The sequence below is a fragment of the Gemmatimonadota bacterium genome (assembly GCA_009692115.1).
Taxonomy (GTDB): Bacteria; Gemmatimonadota; Gemmatimonadetes; order Gemmatimonadales; family GWC2-71-9; genus SHZU01.
Window position 1 is genome coordinate 135,230 of the sequence record SHZU01000010.1, and the last position, 17,710, is coordinate 152,939.

At 66.1% G+C, this 17,710-nt stretch carries 17 protein-coding genes and 1 tRNA gene; 4 read left to right on the forward strand and 14 right to left on the reverse strand.

Annotation, left to right across the window (positions count from 1 at the left end; genetic code table 11):
• Positions 1-14 precede the first annotated feature (14 nt).
• Positions 15-452 (forward strand): RidA family protein, encoded by a 438-nt coding sequence (locus EXR94_12380; GenBank protein ID MSR03516.1) that lies wholly within the window; start codon positions 15-17, stop codon positions 450-452.
• 17 nt (positions 453-469) lie between these two features.
• On the opposite strand, the gene EXR94_12385 is transcribed toward EXR94_12380, so the two are convergent.
• From EXR94_12385 to EXR94_12405, 5 genes are read right to left on the reverse strand one after another with little or no spacing between them, the layout of a single operon-like run.
• Positions 470-1,471 carry a tryptophan 2,3-dioxygenase gene (locus EXR94_12385; GenBank protein ID MSR03517.1) on the reverse strand — a complete coding sequence of 334 codons (1,002 nt, stop codon included), beginning with the start codon at positions 1,469-1,471 and terminating at the stop codon, positions 470-472.
• Positions 1,258-2,646, reverse strand: coding sequence for an FAD-dependent monooxygenase (locus EXR94_12390; GenBank protein MSR03518.1), 1,389 nt, complete (start codon positions 2,644-2,646; stop codon positions 1,258-1,260). The genes EXR94_12385 and EXR94_12390 overlap by 214 nt, the downstream gene beginning before the upstream one ends.
• Positions 2,600-3,937, reverse strand: a complete 1,338-nt coding sequence (gene kynU, locus EXR94_12395; protein MSR03519.1) for a kynureninase — start codon at positions 3,935-3,937, stop codon at positions 2,600-2,602. Before kynU ends, EXR94_12390 begins: the two co-directional genes overlap by 47 nt.
• Positions 3,877-4,887 (reverse strand): amidohydrolase, encoded by a 1,011-nt coding sequence (locus EXR94_12400; protein MSR03520.1) that lies wholly within the window; start codon positions 4,885-4,887, stop codon positions 3,877-3,879. Before EXR94_12400 ends, kynU begins: the two co-directional genes overlap by 61 nt.
• 6 nt (positions 4,888-4,893) lie before the next feature.
• Complete coding sequence (locus EXR94_12405) at positions 4,894-5,421, reverse strand: 3-hydroxyanthranilate 3,4-dioxygenase (GenBank protein ID MSR03521.1); 528 nt, start codon at positions 5,419-5,421, stop codon at positions 4,894-4,896.
• A 151-nt stretch (positions 5,422-5,572) separates the two neighbouring features.
• On the opposite strand from EXR94_12405, the gene fdhD reads away from it, so the two are divergent.
• Positions 5,573-6,382, forward strand: a complete 810-nt coding sequence (gene fdhD, locus EXR94_12410) for a formate dehydrogenase accessory sulfurtransferase FdhD (protein MSR03522.1) — start codon at positions 5,573-5,575, stop codon at positions 6,380-6,382.
• On the opposite strand, the gene EXR94_12415 is transcribed toward fdhD, so the two are convergent.
• From EXR94_12415 to EXR94_12450, 8 genes are all read right to left on the reverse strand, one after another.
• Positions 6,379-7,332, reverse strand: coding sequence for a 2Fe-2S iron-sulfur cluster binding domain-containing protein (locus tag EXR94_12415; protein ID MSR03523.1), 954 nt, complete (start codon positions 7,330-7,332; stop codon positions 6,379-6,381). The two genes, fdhD and EXR94_12415, sit on opposite strands and share 4 nt — an antisense overlap.
• Positions 7,329-9,209, reverse strand: a complete 1,881-nt coding sequence (locus tag EXR94_12420) for an NADH-quinone oxidoreductase subunit E (GenBank protein MSR03524.1) — start codon at positions 9,207-9,209, stop codon at positions 7,329-7,331. Before EXR94_12420 ends, EXR94_12415 begins: the two co-directional genes overlap by 4 nt.
• A 7-nt stretch (positions 9,210-9,216) precedes the next feature.
• Positions 9,217-11,130, reverse strand: a complete 1,914-nt coding sequence (locus tag EXR94_12425) for a formate dehydrogenase subunit alpha (protein MSR03525.1) — start codon at positions 11,128-11,130, stop codon at positions 9,217-9,219.
• Positions 11,131-11,204: 74 nt separating this feature from the next.
• The gene (locus EXR94_12430) at positions 11,205-11,630 is read right to left on the reverse strand and encodes a DUF4287 domain-containing protein (GenBank protein MSR03526.1); all 426 of its coding nucleotides are present in this window, start codon (positions 11,628-11,630) and stop codon (positions 11,205-11,207) included.
• A 236-nt stretch (positions 11,631-11,866) separates the two neighbouring features.
• On the reverse strand, positions 11,867-13,492 hold the full coding sequence (locus EXR94_12435) for a hypothetical protein (GenBank protein ID MSR03527.1): 1,626 nt from the start codon (positions 13,490-13,492) through the stop codon (positions 11,867-11,869).
• Positions 13,477-14,583, reverse strand: coding sequence for a pyridoxal-phosphate dependent enzyme (locus EXR94_12440; protein ID MSR03528.1), 1,107 nt, complete (start codon positions 14,581-14,583; stop codon positions 13,477-13,479). The genes EXR94_12435 and EXR94_12440 overlap by 16 nt, the downstream gene beginning before the upstream one ends.
• 3 nt (positions 14,584-14,586) lie before the next feature.
• Entirely contained in the window at positions 14,587-15,591 is a 1,005-nt protein-coding gene (locus EXR94_12445) for an ornithine cyclodeaminase family protein (protein ID MSR03529.1), read from the reverse strand.
• 48 nt (positions 15,592-15,639) lie between these two features.
• Positions 15,640-15,987 (reverse strand): hypothetical protein, encoded by a 348-nt coding sequence (locus EXR94_12450; GenBank protein MSR03530.1) that lies wholly within the window; start codon positions 15,985-15,987, stop codon positions 15,640-15,642.
• A gap of 87 nt (positions 15,988-16,074) precedes the next feature.
• Between EXR94_12450 and EXR94_12455 the strand changes: the two genes are divergently transcribed.
• Positions 16,075-16,147 (forward strand) — tRNA-Ala (locus EXR94_12455).
• 46 nt (positions 16,148-16,193) lie between these two features.
• Complete coding sequence (locus EXR94_12460; GenBank protein MSR03531.1) at positions 16,194-16,550, forward strand: hypothetical protein; 357 nt, start codon at positions 16,194-16,196, stop codon at positions 16,548-16,550.
• A gap of 215 nt (positions 16,551-16,765) precedes the next feature.
• On the opposite strand, the gene EXR94_12465 is transcribed toward EXR94_12460, so the two are convergent.
• Positions 16,766-17,710, reverse strand: a 945-nt coding sequence (locus tag EXR94_12465) for a hypothetical protein (GenBank protein MSR03532.1), incomplete at its 5' end; no start/stop codon positions are given.

Consider the following 17,710-nt stretch of genomic DNA (forward strand, 5'->3'; position numbering starts at 1 on the left):
CCAGGCACTCACCCATGTCGGACACGATCCGCTCAGCCCGCGCCCCCGCCCCGGTCGGCGCCTACCCCCACGCCCGCCGGGTCGGGAATCTGTTGTTTCTGTCAGGCATCGGCTCGCGGGTGCCCGGCACCAACGAGATTCCCGGCAACGTGGTCGACGCCGCCGGGGTGGTGGTGGCCCACGACATCGTCAAGCAGACCCACCAGGTCCTGACCAACATCCGGACCATCCTGGAAGACGCCGGCTCGAGCCTCGAGGACATCGTCGACATCACCGTCTTCCTGACCGACATGCAGCACGATTTCCCAGCCTTCAACCAAGTCTACGCCGAGTACTTCACCGCAAACCAACCGACCCGAACCACCGTCCAAGTCGGCGCCCTGCCCACCCCGATCGCCATCGAGTTGAAGGTGATCTCGGCACTCGGCGCTCGGCACTCGGCACTCGGCTGACCAGCCGAGTGCCGAGATCACATCCTGTGGCGGACGGCCCAGAGGTCGGGGAAGAGCGGCAAGAACAACGATTGTTTCAGGAAATCGACTCCGGCGGAGCCGCCGGTTCCCTTCTTGGCGCCGATGGTTCGTTCCACCATCTTCACATGGCGATACCGCCACTCCTGCATCCCCTCATCGAAGTCCGTCATCAACTCGAACAGAATGACCAACTCCGGCTGGGTCTGGTAGAGCCGGAAGAGTTCCTCTTGGACTCGTTCGTCGGCCTGGGTCGGTAGCCGGACGTCCTTCTCGAGCAGGTCGGTTGGAACCGCGGCCCCGCGGTGGACCAAGAACCGGTAGAACGCATCCACTACGCTCGGCTCCCCCAACCGGCGTTCGGCCTTAGCCCGTCCCGGCTCGGTGACGGGAATGGCGTGGGCCACGTTGCTCCGTTTGTAGCCGAAGGCAAACTCCACCTCTTTGAATTGATAGGATTGGAAGCCCGACGCGGTGTCGAGCCGGTTCCGAAATGACGCGAAAGACATCGGCGTCATCGTCTCGATGATATCGAGTTGGCCCACCAACGTCTTCATCATGGTCCGCATCCGTTTCAGGGTCGAGATCGCCCCGAAAAGGTCATTGCGGTGGAAGTCGCCGACGACTTTGCCGGTTTCATGGAGGAGGAGCTTGAACCAGAGCTCGTAGGTCTGGTGAATGACGATGAACAGCAGTTCGTCATGCTCTTCGGGCGAGGACTTCGGCTGCTGCAGGCCAAGTAATTCTTCGATCTTAAGATAGGATGCGTAGGTGACGGGCGACACGGTTACCTCGAGAGTAGAAGCCAAACAACAGTGACCACGAGCAGCGCCCCGAGCACCCGGCCGGTCCACCGGAGGGTCCTGGCTTGATCCGCCGCCCGCGCCCGGGCCTCGGCGTACGGGATCAGCGAGAACGCGATCATCGGATAAAGTGGGCGGTACCAACCGGGCAACAGCGCCGCCAGGAGCTTTTCGAACCGCTTTTTCCACAAGAACCATGGTGACGCGACATGGTCGCGCATTTCATGGAAATTGGCCAAGGCCAAATCGGCAATGGCCTCGGCATTCGGTTTGCGGACCTGCTGATAGCGTTCAAAGGCTTGGGTGAGGTTGCCCGGGCTCGCCGTGACCTGGGCCACAAACTCGAGGCAATCCTCGAACCCGCAGTTGGCACCCTGCCCGTAGAACGGGACGATCGCATGCGCGGCGTCGCCGATCAGCACGGCCTGACCGCCGGCATGCCAGGGGTAGGTCCGGACGGTCACCATCGCCCCGGTCGGATTGCCGAAGAAGTCCTCGATCAAGGTCGGCATCAGGGGCACGGCATCGGGAAAATCCCGCTCGAAGAATGCCGCCACATCCGCCGGGGTCGTCAGCCGGTCGAAGCCGTTTTCGCCGGTCCGCGGCAGGTAAAGGGTCACCGTAAACGAGCCATCGCGGTTGGCCATCGCCATCATCATGAACCGGCCCCGCGGCCAGATGTGCATGGCGTTGACCTCGAGCGCCGGCGTCCCATCGGCCCTGGCCGGGATGAACAGCTCCTTATATCCGTGTTCCAGATAACTCTGGGCGTATTCCTGATACTCCCGCCGCTGCATCACCGGCCGCACCGCCGAGAACGCCCCGTCCGCCCCGACGATCACCCCCCGACTCACCCGGGCGTCGCCCCCCGTGGCCGCATCGACATGGCTCACCGTCCCCGCGAGCACATCGACATCCACACACCGCCGCCCAAACACCATCGTCACATTGGCCGTCCGCCCCGCCGCCACGATCAGGGCCCGATTCAACTCCCCCCGCGAAAACGAGTTGATCGCCTGCCTCCCATCCCCATACGGCTGATACGCCACCCTCGCCCCCCCCGCCGAGTGCCGAGCATGAATCGCCCGCCGGTAGAGGGGCACGCCCAAGCCTACCAACGCGTCATCGAGGTCGAGCCGGGCCAATGCGTTGAGCCCCCGGGCCGAGATCGCGAGGTTGATGCTCCGCCCGCCCTCCATCCGGCCGTCGCGCGGATCGACCCGCCGCTCGATGACCTCCACTGGAAATCCCTCGCGCCCGAGCAGCGCCGCCAGCATCGATCCGACGAGGCCGCCGCCCACGATCACGAACGCCGGCCGATTCTCGTTAGGCACCGAGCACCTCCCCGAGCGCCGTCCCGGCGCGCCAGACATCGTGGAACGAGTTGTACATCGGGACCGGGGACATCCGGATCACGTCGGGCTGGCGGAAGTCGGGGAGAATCCCCCGGGCCCGGATCCCGTCGAACGCAGCCCGGGCTCCCTCCGGGATCAGCAGCGACAGTTGACAGCCCCGGGCTTCCGGGTCCGCCGGGGTGAGGATCGACACTCGGCCCGCCGGAGCCCGGCGGACCAGATACTCGAGGTAGCCGGTCAGCGCCAGCGATTTCTTCCGGAGCGCCGCGATCCCGATCCGGTCGAACTGGGCCATCGAGGCCAGCAACGGCGTCATCGACAACACCGACGGATTGCTGATTTGCCACCCCTCGGCGCCGGTGTGCGGCACGAATCGTTCGTTCAAGTGAAGCCGGAACCGGGTGGCCGGATCATTGCCCCACCATCCCGCAAACCGGGGCAGCGACCGGTTGGCCCCGTGCCGCTCGTGCACGAAGCATCCGCCGGCTGCTCCCGGGCCCCCGTTGAGGTATTTGTAGGAACACCAGGCCGCGAAATCCACATCCCAGTCGTGCAACTCCAAGGGCACGTTCCCGGCCGCGTGGGCCAGATCGAAGCCCGCCACGGCCCCGGCCCGATGGGCCGCCGCGGTGATCCGCTTGAGATCGAGGCGCTGGCCGGTGTAGTACTGCACCCCCGGCAGGAGCACCAGCGCGATCTCCTCGCCCTGTTCGGCGATGGCCCGTTCGATCCCCTCTGTCGTGAGGCACGACTGCCCCGGCTCCGGCTTGAGTTGAATCATGCCGTCGGCGGGGTCGATCCCCCGGGTTTCCAGATGGGACGCCACCGCATAGGTATCGGAGGGGAACGCGGCATCCTCGGTCAGGATCTTTCGGCGCCGGCCCACCGGCCGGTAGAACGACACCATCATCAGATGGAGGTTGAGCGTCAGCGAGTTCATCAACACCACTTCGCCGGGCCGGGCGCCGACCAGACGGGCGCCGGCGTCCCGGAAGTTCTCGTGGTACGAGTACCAGGGCGTCTTGGCGTGCATGTGCCCCTCGACGGCGAGCCGGCCCCAATCCGCGAGCTCCTGCGTCATCAATTCACGGACGGCCCGCGGCATCAGGCCCAGCGAATTGCCACAGAGGTAGGCCACCGGCGCCCCCCGATCGTCGACCGGGTGCTCGAACTCGTGCCGGATCGGGCCCAAGGGGTCCGCGGCGTCCTCTGCGTGGGCCCACGCTTCCGTGGGTTGGTAGTCACTCGTCACAGATAGGTCTCCAGCGGTCGGTCGAGAAATTCGAGCGCGGTCCGGAACAGCAGCCATTCCCGCTGCTCCGGCGACAGATCGGTCATCGACTCGATCATGGCGCCGGGGCGAAGTTCGCCAAGCGGGAACGGATAATCAGAGCCTAACGCGACCCGATTGGCCCCCAACCGGCTGATCAGGTGACGGAGGACATCCGGATCGTGGGTCAAAGAGTCGACGAAGAACCGGCCCAAGTACTTCGACGGCGGATGCGGATTGTCGACCGCCACCAGGTCGGGCCGGGCCTCGAACCCGTGCTCGAGGCGGCCCAGGATGCCGACAAAACTCCCGCCGCCGTGGGCAAAACAGATTCGGAGCGAGGGCAGCCGCTCGAGGACGCCCCCGAACAGCAGGGACGCGATGGCGAGCGCCGACTCCGTCGGCATCCCGACCAGCCAGGGGAGCCAGTACTTCCGCATCCGCTCGGGGGCCAGCATTTCCCAGGGATGGACGAAGATGGCCGCCCCGAGTTCGGCCGCCCTGGCAAAGAACGGGAACAACTCCGGAGCGTCGAAGTTCCACTCGTTGACATGGGTGCCGATTTGCACCCCGGGCATCCGGAGGTCCACCACACAGCGCTCGAGTTCCGCGATCGCCAAGTCCGGCGATTGGAGCGGCACCGTGCCAAGGCCGATGAACCGCTTCGGATTGGTCGCGACCACCCAGGCAAGATGGTCATTGAGGATCTTGGCGAGGTCGTGGCCGTCGGCGGGCTTGGCCCAGTAACTGAACATCACCGGCACGGTCGAGAGGACCTGAACGTTGACGCCGAGGTCGTCGCACTCGACCAACCGACGGCTCGAATCCCAACAGTTGTCCTCAATCTCGCGGAAGACTTTCCCGTCCACGACCATCCGGGCCCGGCAAGGCGCCACGTGCTGCAACTCCATGAACCCGCCGTAGCCGTAGCGATCCCGAAGGTTCGGCCACGACTCCGGCAGGATGTGGGTGTGCAGGTCGATCTTCAGCACCCGTTACTTCGCGGCGGGCGCCGGCGGCTGCATGACCGTGCCGCACTTCTGGCAGGTCCGCTTCGACTGATCGGCCCAGAAGTCTTCCATGACCGGCTTCAGCTGTTTGCCCAAATCGACCAATTGGAAGCTGGCATCGAAGATGATCTCGCCGCACTTCTCGCAGAACCAGCGGAGGTGGTCGTGCTCACCCTCGACCCGACGCCGCTCGATGACGAGCCCGACGGTGTTGGCCGGTCGCTGGGGAGAATGCGGAATCCCGGCCGGGAGGAGGAACATCTCCCCTTCCTTGATCGAGATTTCCTTGACCTGGCCGTCGTCGACGATCCGGACCACGATGTCACCTTCCACCTGATAGAAGAATTCTTCGCCGTCCTCGACGTGGAAATCCTTCCGGGCGTTCGGGCCGCCCACCGCCATCACCAAGAATTCGGCGTCCTGCCAGATCATCTTGTTGCCGACCGGCGGCTTCAGCAGGTCACGATGCTCGTCGACCCAGCGTTTCAGATTAATGGGGGGCATGACGGCCATGGCGACGGGCTCCGGTGTTCGGGTGACTGGGGACGTGATACAGAGGCCGAAAGATAGTGGCCCCCGGGAGAGGGAGTCATTCGGGATTCCATCGGGGTGGTATGTTTCGGGCTCGGCACTCGGCACTCGGCACTCGGCGGGAGGGATGAGGATGAGGCGGTTGGGGTATGGGGGGCCGATTCTTGAGGTCGGGGCTCGGCGGTGGCGGGGAGGGGTGGTCAGCGACGGGGTTGAGCGGGTAGTCGAGGAAACGCCGGTTGCCCTTATCTACAACGGGGTGCCGCATGTGGTGATGATGGCCACGCCGCAAGATCTCGAGGACTTTGCCCTCGGGTTTAGCCTGACCGAGGAGTTGATCCGAACCCCGGCCGATCTACGGCACGTCGAGGTGGTCCGGTACAGCCAGGGGATCGAACTCCAATTAGCGGTGGCGGCGGAGTGTGACGAGGCCATCGGGGCGAGAGCCCGGCGGTTTACCGGCCGGACTGGGTGCGGCATTTGTGGCGCGGACGGAGTGGCGAGCGTCTTGAAAACGGTGCATCAGGTACCGGCTGGGGGGGCCATTACCCCGGCGGCGATTCGAACCGCGCTCGCGGGCCTCGCCTCCCGCCAGCCGCTCAATGAGATCGCGGGAGCGGTGCATGCGGCAGGTTGGGCCGGCGCGGACGGGGTACTCGCATTGGTCCGGGAGGACGTTGGCCGCCACAATGCCCTCGACAAGCTCGTCGGCGCCATTCGACAAACCGAGATCGATCCGGGCGGTGGATTCGTGGTGGTAACCAGCCGGGCCAGTTTCGAAATGGTCCAGAAGACGGCGACGCTCGGGGCGCCACTGTTGGCCGCCATTTCGGGGCCCACCGGGCTCGCGGTCCGGGTGGCCGAGCAGTCAGGGTTGACGTTGGTCGGGTTTGCCCGGGGCAACGACCTCACGGCCTATACCCATCCCGGCCGAGTCGGCTAGGTCGGCTTCGGCCGCCGGTTGCCGCTCGAGACGTACTGCCAGCCGAACCGCCCCTTGATGCAGAGGTTGCCCAGGGTCACCTCGTGGTCAAGCGGCGAGGTGACTTTGACGATTTCGTTGTCCTGGACATGGAGTTCAAGGTTGCAGCCGACCCCGCAGTAGGGACAGACGGTCTGGGTCATCGTTTGCCGGGACTCGTCCCAGGTGCCCGCCCGCCGGAGATCGTGTTCGGACTTGAACATCAACGCGCCGGTCGGGCACACCGCGATGCAGTTCCCGCAATAGACACAAGCCGATTTCGGCAACTCGACGGCGAACTCGGTCGAAATCCTGGCATCGAAACCCCGTCCGGCCACGGTCAGCGCGAACGTGTTCTGATGATCCGTTCCGCAGGCTTCGACGCATTTGTAGCAGAGGATGCACTTCCCGTAGTCACGCACGTAGAGGTCGTTGTCGACCTTGACGGGTTGGGCCACGGTGGCGCGGTACGCCGGGTCCGGCGGCGCATGGTGCCCGGGCATCAAGTGGTCTCGATGACCGGCCGGCGCCGGCGGCGCGGGTGGGCCGTAGCGGTCCGGATCGGCCGCGTACTCGGCCAGCCACTCCCCGACGTCCGGCGTGGTCGAGAGGTCCACTGACGAAGCCAGGAACTCGAACACCATCTTCCGGCTGTGTTTGACGCGGTCGGAGTCGGTCTTCACCACCATGCCGGCTTCCACGGCCCGAGAGCAACTCGGCACCAGGACCCGGGAGCCCTCGACCTCGACCACACAGACCCGGCAGACATTGACCGGCCGGAGGGTCTCGAGATAGCACAACGTCGGGATGGTCCGGCCCAGCCGCTTTGAGGCCTCCAGGATGGTGGTGCCTTCGGGCGCCACCACTGTTTCGCCGTCGATCGTGAGTTCGACCAGGCGCCGGCGAGTTTCGAGTTGCACCAACGCGCTCATCCGGTCTGTGCTCCCGAAAAGAGGTGAAGCCGTTTGACCGCCGACTCGACGGCGGCATAGGCCGTTTGGCCCAACCCGCAGATCGAGGCGTCCTTCATGGCCAGCCCAATTTCCTCCAGCAACGCCAACTCGGTCTCGAGGCCGCCCCGGGCCCGGCCCGCCTTGAGGCGATGGAGCGCCTCCTCCTGGCGCACCGTCCCGACCCGACAGGGCACACACTGACCGCACGACTCGTCCCGGAAAAACGCCGCGATCCGGAGCACCACGTCCAGCATGTCCACCCGGTCGTCGAAGGCCATGATCACGCCGGAGCCTAACGTAGCGCCGGCCGCCCGGACCCCTTCAAACGTCAACGGCATATCTAACTCGTCGGGCCGGACGAAGACCCCCGCTGCCCCGCCAAGCAACACCGCCTGGAGCGGGCGGCCGCCCGCGACGCCACCCGCCAGCGTGAGCAGATCGCGGAGGCTCGCGCCAAACGGCACTTCGTAGACGCCGGGCCGTTCGACCCACCCGGACAGGCAGAACAGCCGCGGGCCGGTCGAGCCCTCGGTCCCGATGGCGGCGTAGGCACTGCCCCCGATCCGGAGGATCTCGAGCACGTTGACCAGGGTCTCGACGTTGTTCACCAAGGTGGGTTTGCCGAACAAGCCGGCCTGGAACGGAAACGGCGGCTTGTTCCGGGGCTCGCCCCGGAAGCCTTCGATCGAGTTGAAGATCGCGGTCTCTTCTCCGCAGATGTACGCCCCGGCGCCCTCGCGAATCTCGATCTCGAACCGGAAGCCCCGCCCCATCACGTTGGCTCCGAGGAGCCCAAGGCGCCGGGCCGCCTCGATAGCATGGGCTAACCGGGCCCGAGCCTCCGGGTACTCGCCCCGGAGGTAGATGAACCCCCGTTCCGACCCGGTGGCAAAGGCCGCGATGGTCATCGATTCGACGATCGCGAACGGGTCGCCCTCCATCAGGGCTCGGTCCTTGAACGTGCCCGGCTCCGATTCGTCCGCATTGCAAATCACATAGTGGGGACGAACCCCCTGCCCCGCGACCGCGGCCCATTTCCGCCCGGTCGGGAACGCGGCGCCGCCCCGGCCGGCCAGCTTGGCGTCCGTCACCTCGCGGATCACCGCCTCGGGACCGATCTCAAGGGCCCGCCGAAGACCGAGATATCCACCGTGCGCCCGGTAGTCATCGAGACTCGCCGGATCGACGACGTCGACCCGCCGAAGTAACCGAAGGTCGGGGTCTCCCGCTTGGGGAATCCGGATTCGATTCGGACCGGCCGGACCGGCGCCGCCCGTAAGCACCGCGAGCGCCTGGGCCGCCGTCACCGGCCCGAACAGCCGCGCCACCGGGGTTGGCCCCGCCTCCGTCAGCAGCGCCGCGGGGGCGTGATCGCAGAGTCCGAGGCACGGACTCCGCATCCAGGCGGTTGCCTCGGGGATGGTATGGTGAGTGCCGTCCGGACCATGGTAGGCCGGCCCGGCCTCCTGCTCCACCGTCCGGCAAAGGGTATCCCCACCCTGGCCACGGCAGCCGATGTCATCGCAGAGGTGCAGGACCCGTCGAGGGCGGGGCACGGTCGACAGGAGCCCGTAGAACGTGGCCACCCCGAAGATATCGGCCGGGGGCACCGTTAGGCGCTCGGCGAGGTAGTTGAGGGCGCCCTCGCTGATCCAGCCGATCCGCGACTGGACGGCATGGAGAGCCGGAAGCAGCCGATGCCGTTCGGCGCGGGCCTGGTGCCCGCCCGCCGCCGTGTGGGCGTCACGGGGTTGCCGGGCGCCGCCGTCCCACCCGCTCGTCGGCGGGCCGAGATGGGCATCCACCGCGTCCCGCTCGTCCGGGGTGGCGACGGCCTTGAGAAGATGAAGGTCCACGGCGCTCCTACGGGGTCATCGGTTCGAGCCGGACCGCGCAGGCCTTGAACTCGGCCGTCCCGGACTTCGGGTCGGTGGCATCGATCGTGAGGACGTTGGTTTTGACCTCGTCCTGGAAATGAAGCGTCATGAACACCAGCCCGGCCCGAAGACTCGGGTCGATCCGGGCCGGGGCGACCACTGCCCCTCGCCGCGAGGTAACTCGGACCGCCGCGCCGTCCACCAAGCCAAGCATCGCGGCGTCCTCGGGCGAGAGATCAACCGATTCCCCCCGCCGAAGCGGCGACGCGTAACCGGCGGTCTGCACCCCGGTATTGTACGAATCGAGCCGGCGGCCCGTGGTCAGCTGGAACGGGTACTCCGCGTCGGGCATCTCCACCGGCGGGTCATGCTCCACCACCGAGAACGGCGCCGCCGGACCGTCCCGCGGTTCCTTCCAGAGTCGGCTGTGGAGATAGGTCTCCCCCGGGTGGCTTTCATCGTAGCAGGGCCAGTGGAGGCCGCCGGCTTGCTCGAGCCGCTGGTAGCTCATCCCGGCCAACATCGGGGCCAGCGACCGGACCTCGTTCCAGACCGCCTCACCGGTCGGATGGCCCCAGTCGTGACCGAGCCGACGGGCAATCTCGCCGATGATCCACTGGTCGTCGCGGGCGTTGCCGGGCGGCTCCAGGGCTTTCCGGACCCGCTGGACCCGCCGCTCGCTGTTGGTCACGGTTCCTTCGGATTCGCACCAACTCGACGACGCCGGAAGCACCACGTGGGCAAACTCTGCCGTCTTGGTGAGAAAAATATCCTGGACCACCAAGTGATCGAGCCCGGCCAACAGGCGCTCCGTCCGGCCCTGATCGGCTTCCGACTGGGCCGGGTTTTCGCCGATGGCGTACACCGCCCGGAGTTCCCCGTGTTCCATGGCCTCGAACATCTGGGTCAAGTTCAGTCCGTAGGTCGGCGCCATGTCGATGCCCCAGGCCCGGTCGAATTTCGCCTTGACCGCCGGGTCCTTCGTCCAGTCCTGGAAGCCGGCCAGACGGTTGGGGATGGCCCCCATGTCGCCCCCGCCCTGGACGTTGTTTTGGCCGCGAAGGGGATTGACGCCCGAGCCATGCCGGCCGACATGCCCGGTCAGCAGGGCAAGATTGATCAGGGCGAGGACATTGTCGACCGCGTTGTGGTGCTCGGTAATGCCTAACGTCCAGCAGATGACCGCCCGGTCGGCCCGGGCATAGGCTTCCGCCGCGCGGGCAATGACATCCGCCGGCACGCCGGTAATCGCCTCGGCATAGGCCAGGGTGTACCTCTCGACCGAATCCCGGTAGGCGTCAAAGTGTTCGGTGGCCCGGCGGATGAACGCCTCGTTGGCGAGCCCCTGGTGGATGATCTCCCGGGCCATGGCGTTGGCCAGCGCGATGTCGGTGCCGACGTGGAGCCCGAGCCAGGCGTCGGCCCACTGCGCGGAGGTGGTCCGGCGCGGATCGACGACGACGAGCGCGGCTCCCCGGCGGAGGGCCTTCAGGACATGATGAAAAAAGATCGGGTGGTTTTCGCGGGCGTTCGCGCCCCAGAGGAAGACGACGTCGGTCTCTTCCACTTCCCGGTAGGTGTTGGTACCCCCACCGGCGCCGAACACCGTCGCCAGACCGACGACGCTAGGAGCGTGTCACGTTCGGTTGCAGCTGTCGATGTTATGGGTCCCAAAGGCAACCCGAGTCAATTTCGACGCCAGGAAATTCATCTCGTTGCTGGCCTTCGAACAACTCATGGTTGCCAGGGCATCCCCGCCGTATTGCGCCTTGGCCCGCCGGAACCCCTCCGCGGCGCGATCGAGCGCCTCATCCCATGTGGCGACCCGAAGGACCCCGTGCTCCCGAACCATCGGTTCGGTAATCCGGCTCAGTGGCTTTCCCATACTGGCTGTCTCCATGGTGACGAGGCCGCTTAACCTGGGGAACCGGCCTCTGCGGAAATATGCGGCGCCGGGGTGGGACGGCACAAGGATCAGCCGGCTTCGTCGTACGAGGTCTTGATCCATCCCCGGAGCGTGGCGTCCACTTCGGCCGCTGAACCGACCCGGGTCGTGTAGCGGCACATGCCGGCGGGGGGCATCTCCTTGAGCCGGGAATCGGCCGGGAGCGATTTGACCGCGAGCCCTACTTCGATGGCCGTCTTGGTCTTCGGACCGACCCCGACAAACTGCTTCTTTCGCCGGTAGCTGAGGGAGCCCTTCTTCGGGGCCGCCGCGGCGCTCTGGCCATCGGACTTGAGCGCGAGGTGGACCACCATGTTGGCTTGGCCGTGGCCGAGCTCGAATTTCTCCATCAACATCGACCGAAGCTCGCCATGCTTGGTGAGCCCGCTCTTGGTGAGGAGCTTGGCAAAGTCGGGCAGCGTCTTCCCGGTCTTCGCCTCGATGTTCTTGAGCATCGTCAGAACCGTCTTGTCCAGGTCAGCCCCGGGTCGCTCCTTCCAGGGGCCAGTATGCGCTCCGGCTCTTGGCCGGCGTCATGATGGGGGTCAGCACCGAGAACACCGCATCAATGAACCGGGTCAGAATGGGAGGTTTCCCGCGTTCGACCACCGCTTAGAGGGTCGCCGCGATGAAGTCACCGCCCTGGCGCATCGACTTCGCTGTCCTTGGGCCAGAGGGACTGAACCGAAGACTACCGCCGCGCCCGGAGGTACCGGCCGGGAGACTTGCCGGTCAATTCGCCGTTCATCAACACAGCCTGGCCGTTCACAAAAACGTCCCGGACGCCGACCGGCATCTTGGCCGGCTCGTCCCAGGTCGAGCGATCGATGATCGTCCGCGGATCGAAGATCACCAAGTCGGCTGCCTGGCCCTCGGCGATCCGGCCCCGGTCGCGGAGCCCGCTGAAATCGGCCGGCAGCGAGGTCATCTTGCGAACGGCTTCCTCGAGGGTCAGCACCTTGGTTTCCCGGACATAGTGGCCCAGAACCCTCGGGAATGTCCCGGTCGAGCGCGGATGCCCCATCTGGTCGGACTTGCCGTCGGCGTACCCGCCGTCACTCGCGATCATGTTCCAGGGTTGGACCAGCAAATCGCGGAGATCCTTCTCCTTGATGGCGCCGAGGGTTATGCCGACCGGCTTGGTGCTGGCCATGATCAAGTCGGCCACGGCGTCGAAGCGGTCCTTTTTCTCGCGCGTCGCGATTTCTGAGAGATACCGGCCAACCAGCGCCGGCCGCTCCGAACTCGTGGTAACCCGCATGGCCGTGTAGCCGGTGGCTTTGAGCCAGGCAAACCCGCCGTCCACGCCGTTCTCGCTGGCCTCTTTGATCTTGGCGCGAGTGGCTGGGTCTTTGAGCGCCGCCTTGAGGTCGAAGCCGGCCTGGCCCCGCAGTTCTTTGGGTAGCACGATGATCCCGGTCAACGCCGAGGTGGCGGCCCCGTCGTAGGGGTACTGATCGGACACCGCATCGACGCCCCGGAGCCGCGCCGCGTTCACCATCTTGATGACCTCTTGGATCTTCCCCTCGTTCTCGAGCCCGACGGCCTTCTCATGGCCAATCTTGGGGGCCACCCCGGCCCGCTCGCCGATCTCGATGCACTCCTGGTCGGACCAGAGAAACCGCTTGACCGGGTCGCGAACATGAGAATCGTAAACCCCGCGATACGGTGCGACGACCCGGGCCAGCTCCACCACTTCCTCGGTAGTGGAGAACATCCCGGGTTCGTACATCAGGCCGCTCGAGAGCCCAACGGCTCCGAGCTCCATCCCTTCCTTAACCATGGCCTTCATCCGGTCGAGCTCATCGGCCGTGGGCGGTCGTTGCGGGTTGCTCATCACGGCCCGGCGCACCGCGTTGTGCCCAACGTAGAGGGCCACGTTGGTTCCGGCTCCTTGCGTGGCGAGCGCCGTCACGACCCGCTTCATCATGTCCGGCGCGTATCCGCCGTCCGGCCCGCCTAGCACCGTGGTGACGCCCTGCCGCACGGCGCCCTCGTTCCAGCGCCGCTCCGCTCCGATGATCGCGTCCACCGTGTGCGAATGAACGTCGATGAACCCGGGTGCGAGGACCAGCCCCGCCGCCCGAACCCGCAGTCTGGTCGGACGGGTGCCCAACGCGCCCGGCTTGGCCACGACGGTGATCCACCCGTTCTGGACTCCGACATCACCGAAGTAGCCGGGCTGGCCCGACCCATCGACGATCCGGGCCCCGGCAATGATGACATCGAGCGAATCGGTCATCGCAGGAACCCGCTGCGCCGCCGCGGGCAGCGACAGGCCAGCCATCGCGGCGAAATGGATCAGGATGCGAGGCATCGTTCGAACTCCAGTTGGTCAATGGCGGCCTCGGTGCACACGACCAGCACGATGCTGGCCGGACCCAAGGCAAGGTGGTCTTTCAACCCGCGGCAAGCGGGGTCTTCCATGATGGCCAGGAGCCCGCCGGTGGTGGCCGCCCCGGAATTCCCGGCCTCGATCGCCGGCTCACCGGGAGCGGCGCGATAAAGGAGCCGCACGGCCTCTTCGGCATAGCGGTCGTCGATGGCCAGGACTGCGTCAACGCCGCGCCGGATATTGGGCCAGGACGGGAGCGACACCTCGCCGCAATTGAGGCACGCCATCGTCGTCTGGCGATTCCCGGTCGCCTCGATCGGCCGACCACCCGGGGCCAGCAGCGATTCGGTGAGACACGCCCCTTCCGCCGGTTCGACCCCAACGACCCTCGGGCCGTCGGCTCGGGACCGGAAGTGATCGACTCCGGCGTGGAGGATGCCGCCGACCCCGCCCGGGATCAGCACCGGGTCCGGTGCCGGCCACCGGTGCTCGGCCAGTTGCTCGTCGATCTCCTGATAAAGGGTCCGGTAGCCCTCGACCACCAGGGGCGGAATTTCGAGATACCCCTCGTACCCGACATCGGAGATGATCTGCCAACCCCGCTCCCGGCTGACCCGGTCGCACTCCCGTACGGCATCCTCGTAGGTACCGTCCACCAGGACGACCGTAGCGCCCTCGCCCCGGATGTTCTCGATCCGAGCCGGCGCGGCGTGGGCCGGCAGGAAGATCACGCACGGCACCTTCATCAGCCGCGCCGACCAGGCCACCGCCCGCCCATGGTTCCCTTCACTCGCGGTGGAGACGGTATCGAACGAACCAGGACGGAGCTCGAGCAAGCGGTGGAGCGCCCACGATCCGCCCAGCCCCTTGAAGGCTTTGAGACCAAAGCGAGTTCCCTCGTATTTGACGTAGAGATCGCCGATGCCGAGCCGGTGGGCCAAAGCCGTCCGCCGAATCAACGGCGTAGGCGCGTAGCCGGCCAGGCTCCGGTGAAACGCCCGGACGCCATCCGGCACCGGTGCCGGAAGCGCGCCCGGCTCGCGATAGGAATTGAGGACGAACCGGGTGGTCACCGCTCAGTCCTCGTGGCGGAGCCCGCCGATTTCGATGACCGTCCCGATCCCGAGTTCAGCCGCCCGAGCCGCCACATAGTGCGCCGAGGCCAGATCTTCGATGGCGAGGCCGAGCGATTTGAACATGGTAATGTCCGACCGGCCAAGCCGGCCCGGGGCCTTCCCCTCAAGCACCTCGCCGACTTCGCCCAGGAGATGTTCGTCGCCGAACCGGCCCTCAGACTTCGGCGTCAAGAAATCGCCACTCTCGTTCAGCAGCGATTCGCGGCGGTCGGCGTAGAGCCGGGCCACGGCCACGGTATCGCTGTCGATTTCCCGCGCTCCCGGAAGCGACGCGCCCACCACGTTCAGATGGGCCCCATCGGCCACCCAACGGCGCTCGACGATTGGCTGCCGGGCCGAAGTGACGGTGCAAATGAGGTCGGCCCCGTGGAGCGCCGCCTCGACTGAATCAACGGCTTCCGCCGTCACGCCGTGGCGGCCCGCGGTGTCCTTGATGAACCGGGCCACATTGGCGGCGTTTCGGCTGTAGACCCGAACCCGCCGGAGGGTCCGCACCGCGGCCATCGCATCGAGATGGGTGACCGCCTGGACTCCGCTGCCGAGAATCGCGAGATCGCCCGCATCGGGATTGGCCAACGCCCGGGTGGCGACACCCGAAACCGCAGCGGTCCGAATGGCGGTGACCGAACTGGCATCAAGAATGGCCGTCAGCGCCCCGTGGGTGGCCTCGAACAGCAGCACCACGCCCTGGTGGGAATCGAACCGGGTGCCCTCGTTGCCGGGGAACACGGTCAGCGCCTTGAGACCGATGGCGTCCGGTGGGTTGAGATAGGCCGGCATCGAACCGAAGACGCCACGACCATCGGGAAGCCGGAGCATGGTCCGAAGGGGCAGAACCGCGCCGCCCCGGGTCAGGGTCCGAAGGGTCTGGTCCATGAGGTCGACACACGCCGGCATGGCCAGTAACTGATTGACTTCTGCTTGGGAGATGATTCGTGCGGGCATAACGAACAACAGTCGATCAAGTCCCCGTCACAGTCAAGGGGACCGGCACTACTTGGCGATGACCGGCGCGTTCCCCGTTCGCCACCACCGAACCCCGGGCTGGTTGACGAAGTGGATTTCCGGCCGCGCCACGTCGCGGTAGGCGATGGCGAGGGTAATCGGGTTGCCGTCCTGGACGTAGTCAACGCTCAGGAAAAGCGTATCGGCCACCTGCCGGGCCTTGACCCACTTCACGTCGTGGACCGAGAACTGATCGGTCTCGACCCCATTCTGGAAGGCCACGGCTTTTTGGTTGAGCCAGCAGCTCCGGCCGGCGTATTGGCCGTCGTCGGTGGTCCACGTCCCAGCGATGCCGGAGGGAATCGGAACACTGGAGAGCCAGTTGTCCCAAACCAAGTGGTCTCGGCTGAAAAGGTGGCTCCTGGCCGAAGGTTCCGCAACGGCTGGAAAGCCTCAAGGCGCCGGGTTAGCTTCCGGCCGCACGGGGCGGTAGCTCAGTTGGGAGAGCACCTGCTTTGCAAGCAGGGGGTCACCGGTTCGATCCCGGTCCGCTCCACTCGCAGTAACCCTCGCTCGTCCTTTCACTATCGTCGGAGTGTCCGGTGATCAACTGGATCTCCTTCGTCGGAACCACCGACGGGCCCAACTGGTACTACAACTTCGCCAAGTTCCCCTGGGAGGATCCGTCGGAGCATCTCCGGCGCTCGCCGCTGATGTATGTCGGCAACGTCAAGACGCCGACGATGGTGCTGACGGCCGAGGGCGATCTCCGGACCCCGATGCCGCAGACGGAGGAGTATTACATGGCGTTGAAGATGCGGCAGGTACCGACCGTGATGGTGCGGCTCAAGGACGAGTGGCACGCGTACTTCAACCGGCCGTCGAATTTCCTCCATACGATTTCGTTCCGGGAAGGTTGGTTCCAGAACTTCAAGAAGAAGGACGGCCCCGTGCCGTGATCTGACGGCTGGTCTACCGGCCCGCCCGCCGGCCCGGTACGGGTTCTCGACCGACGGGCGGAGGTTCTACTTGACCGTCGGGAGCAGCGAGAGCGACGTGTGGGTGATGCGGTTGGAGGGGCGGTGAGCGCGGGGGACCGCGTCAGTCGCTGGGGGCCATAGACATAGGTGTCGCTCCGGGGGCCACCGATTCGGCCCCATCACGAAGGCCCGCCCTACTTGAATCGGCGGATCCTCCCCCCGATCATCACCATCTCCGGTTTGCCGAGTCCGGCGAAGGAGACCAGGGGGTTGGTCGCGAGCACCTGGAGGTCGGCCAGCTTGCCGGCCTCGAGGGTGCCGATCTGGTACTCGTCGCCGATGATCGCCCCGCCGTTCTTCGTCGCCGCGACGATCGCCTCCATCGGCGTCATCCCCAACTCGACGAAGTAGCGCATCTCCTCGAAGTAGAGGTCGGGGTAGAGCTTCATCATGTCGAAGACGGCGTCCGAGCCGACCCCGAGCACGATGCCCCGCTGGTGGGCCTTCCGGAACAGCGCTTCGTGCATTGCCACCTTCCAGCCCCGGCGCTCGATCATCTCGCGGGATATCTGGTTCTCCCGGTAGAGGTGCCGGTAGATCGCGATCGTGGGAATGATGGCGACGCCCTTAGCCGCCATCAGATCGAGCGCGTCGTCGTCCATCTGATTGAGGTGTTCGATCGACTGGACCCCCGCGGCGACCGCGAGCTTGGTCATCGAGGTGGGCCACGTGTCCGACACGCCCCCGCCGTGGCTGGTGATCCGCATCCCCCGGGTCTTGGCTTCGTCGACGGCCGCCTCCACCTCTTCTCGGGTGTAGAACGGCGAGAGCTTGATGTGCCGGAAACCTTGATCGTGCATCATCCGGACGGCGCGACGGAATTCGACGGGCCCATCGGCGTAGATCGAGGCTCGCTCTCCCGCTGCGTGACCGCCCGTCGAGGTAATCAACTTGCCGACACCGAAGACGCGGATCGCGCTCTCGAGTCCCTCACCGAGGGCGGCGGCCGCCGCCTTGATCGGCCCAACGGACGCCGCCACGTCGCGGACGCTGGTGATCCCGAGTCGCTGGAACATCTCCATGTAGTACCACGCCCTGAGCGTGGCCTCGGCGTCGGTTTGGAGCTGGTAGGTGGCGTA